4 protein-coding genes are annotated in these 3,113 nt (G+C 66.1%); all 4 read right to left on the reverse strand.

Going from position 1 to position 3,113, the window contains the following annotated elements; genetic code table 11:
* Nucleotides 1-781 (reverse strand): acyl-CoA dehydrogenase family protein (locus B4L26_RS08260; protein ID WP_290717882.1); only part of this gene is annotated, 781 nt, incomplete at its 3' end.
* A complete protein-coding gene (locus B4L26_RS08265) occupies nucleotides 778-1,605 on the reverse strand; it encodes an SDR family oxidoreductase (protein ID WP_290717884.1) in 828 nt (275 codons plus the stop codon). The genes B4L26_RS08265 and B4L26_RS08260, both read right to left, overlap by 4 nt.
* A gap of 318 nt (nucleotides 1,606-1,923) precedes the next feature.
* Nucleotides 1,924-2,640 carry a 50S ribosomal protein L1 gene (gene rplA, locus B4L26_RS08270; RefSeq protein WP_290717886.1) on the reverse strand — a complete coding sequence of 239 codons (717 nt, stop codon included), beginning with the start codon at nucleotides 2,638-2,640 and terminating at the stop codon, nucleotides 1,924-1,926.
* 147 nt (nucleotides 2,641-2,787) lie between these two features.
* On the reverse strand, nucleotides 2,788-3,113 hold a 326-nt coding region (gene rplK / locus B4L26_RS08275), incomplete at its 5' end, for a 50S ribosomal protein L11 (RefSeq protein ID WP_290717888.1).

Raw genomic sequence — 3,113 nt, forward strand, 5'->3', positions numbered from 1 at the left:
TGCGGCCGGGGCCGAGGCGGGCCTGGGCGATGGCGAAGCCCTCCCCCTCACCGGCCAGCACGTCGGCAGCGGGCACACGGACGTCCTCGAAGGTGATCTCGGCGTGCCCCTCGCGGTCCTGGTAGCCGAACACCGGCAGGTTGCGTACGACGGTGACACCGGGCGCGTCGATCGGCACGACCATCATGGACTGCTGCCGGTGGGTGGCGGCCTCCGGATCGGTCTTGCCCATGACGATCAGCACCTTGCAGTTGGGGTGCATCGCGTTGGAGGCGAACCACTTGCGGCCGTTGAGGATGTAGGAGTCACCGTCGCGGCGCATCGACATCTCGATGTTCGTCGCATCCGAGCTCGCAACGGCGGGCTCGGTCATCGCGAATGCTGACCGGATCTCCCCGGCCAGCAGCGGCTTGAGCCAGCGCTCCTTGTGCTCATCAGTGCCGAACAGTGTCAGCACCTCCATGTTCCCGGTGTCGGGGGCGTTGCAGTTGAAGACTTCGGGCGCGATCTCCGAGCGGCCCATGATCTCCGCGAGCGGCGCATAGTCGAGATTGGAGAGACCCGCTCCCCACTCGGGATATGGGAGGAAGAGGTTCCACAGCCCGCGCTCACGCGCCTGCGCCTTCAACTCCTCCAGGATGGGCGGTTGGAAGTGCGGGTTGCCCGACGCCACCAGCTGCTCGTGGTAGACCGACTCGGCCGGATAGACATGGGTGTCCATGAACTCGATCAGGCTGGCGCGGTAGTCGTTGCTCTCTTTCGAGAACGCGGGAATGGTCATTGTTCGCCTCCAGTTGTTTTCACAGATTTCCGCATCGCACGTTCAAGTCGGCGCATCCCGCCGATCCATCGGTCATAGTCCGCGCCCTTCCCGCGGTACATGTCGAGGACCTCTGGGTGCGGCAGCACGAGGAACCGCCCGTCGGCGACGGCGTCGAGCGTCGCGATGGCGACGGCCTCCGGGGTGAGCACGGCGCCCGCGGAGCGGACGGTGTGAAGCATGAGCGCCTCCTCGTCGCCGACCTCGCGATCGGGTGCCAGCAGCGCGGTCTCGACGCCCATCGGGCAGAGGCAGCTCACACCCACCCCGTGATCGCCGTAGGTGATGGAGAGCCACTCGGCGAAGCCGACGGCCGCGTGCTTGGTGGTGGAATAGGTCGCCGAGCCGATCTGCGAGAGCAATCCGGCGGCCGACGCGGTGACGACGAAGTAGCCGCCGCCCCGCTCGACCCACCCCGGTACCAGCGCCTGCGCCGCGCGCACATGCGCCAGCAGGTTCACATCGATCGACCGCGCCCACTCGTCGTCGCTGGCACCCAGACCCGCGCCGGTGCCGATCCCGGCGTTGGCGAAGTACAGGTCGACGGGGCCGAACGCATCCTCGGCGGCCTTGATCTGCGCGGCGATGACCCCGTGCTCGCTCGTATCGCCGGCGACCGCGACGGCACTGCCGTCGGGCAGCCGGTCTGCGACCGCGCGCGACGAATCGAGATCGAGATCGGCGATGACGACGCGGGCTCCGCGTCGGACGAGTTCCGTGGCGAGTGCGGCGCCGATGCCGCTCGCCGCTCCGGTGACGATGGCAGTCGCGCCGTTGAGATCCATGTGGCAAACGTATCGGACTGCGGCCACGCAAACCCGCAGACCGCTACACCCGACACCGGATTCATATCGGGACCGTCGAATGCCGACCATCGACAGGCTGATTAGGGTTGGCTAACCTTTAGCATTGCCTTCTTTCCCACCGAGAGCGACCGCACCTTTGGACTGTTCCTGAACATGGGAGCCAACAACCCGAGCGCCTTCACCACCGCAGGATTTCTGTTGGGTCGGACCGAACGGGTTCGATAACCCCGACAGAAACGGACAAACCCAGCACCAAACAGGTACTGGGTTTGCCGGAACTGCTGGGGTCGACGCGGCCTACGCCTGCGCGGCCTCGGCGAAGTTGCGGGTGACGGTCGGGTCGACCGGGATGCCCGGGCCAGTCGTCGTGGAGACGGTGACCTTCTTGATGTAACGACCCTTCGCAGCCGACGGCTTGGCGCGCAGGATCTCGTCATACGCGGCACCGTAGTTCTCAGCCAGCTGCTCGGGGGTGAACGAGGCCTTGCCGATCACGAAGTGCAGGTTGGCAGCCTTGTCGACGCGGAAGTTGATCTTGCCGCCCTTGATGTCGTTGACGGCCTTGGTGACGTCGGTGGTCACCGTGCCCGTCTTCGGGTTCGGCATCAGGCCGCGGGGGCCCAGGACGCGGGCGATCCGGCCGACCTTCGCCATCTGATCCGGCGTCGCGATCGCGGCGTCGAACTCCAGCCAGCCGCCCTGGATCTTCTCGATCAGGTCCTCGGCACCGACTTCGTCAGCACCGGCGGCGCGGGCCTCGTCGGCCTTCTCGCCGGCCGCGAACACGATCACGCGGGCGGTCTTACCGGTGCCGTGCGGCAGGTTGACGGTGCCGCGGACCAGCTGATCGGCCTTACGGGGGTCGACGCCGAGTCGGATCGCGACCTCGACGGTCGAGTCGGAGTTCTTCGACGACGTGTCCTTGGCGAGCTGTGCAGCCTCCAGCGGGCTGTACAGGTTCTCGCGGTCGACCTTCTCCGCTGCGGCGCGGTAGGCCTTGCTCTTCTGTGCCATTGCTCTGTTCCTTCTCCGGGTTGGTCCCGGGTGAGTGGTTGATGGGCCGAGCCGGCCCTCCCACGAGGTGTTTCTGTTGTTAGCCCGTTGTCCACATCGACAGGGGCGATCTCGCTAGCCCTCGGCCACATGGGCGAGGGCGCTTCGCTAGCCCTCGACGGTGATGCCCATGGAACGGGCGGTACCGGCGATGATCTTCGCAGCCTGATCGATATCGTTGGCGTTGAGATCCTCGGCCTTGGTCTTGGCGATCTCACGGACCTGGTCCATGGTCACCTTGCCGACCTTCTTGACGTGCGGCTCGCCGGAGCCCTTCTGCAGACCGGCCGCCTTGAGCAGCAACTTGGCCGCGGGCGGGGTCTTCAGCTTGAAGTCAAACGAGCGGTCTTCGTACACAAAGATCTCGACCGGCACCACGTTGCCGCGCTGATTCTCAGTCGCCGCGTTGTAGGCCTTGCAGAACTCCATGATGT

It is taken from the genome of Gordonia sp. UBA7599 (assembly GCA_002477755.1).
GTDB lineage: Bacteria > Actinomycetota > Actinomycetes > Mycobacteriales > Mycobacteriaceae > Gordonia.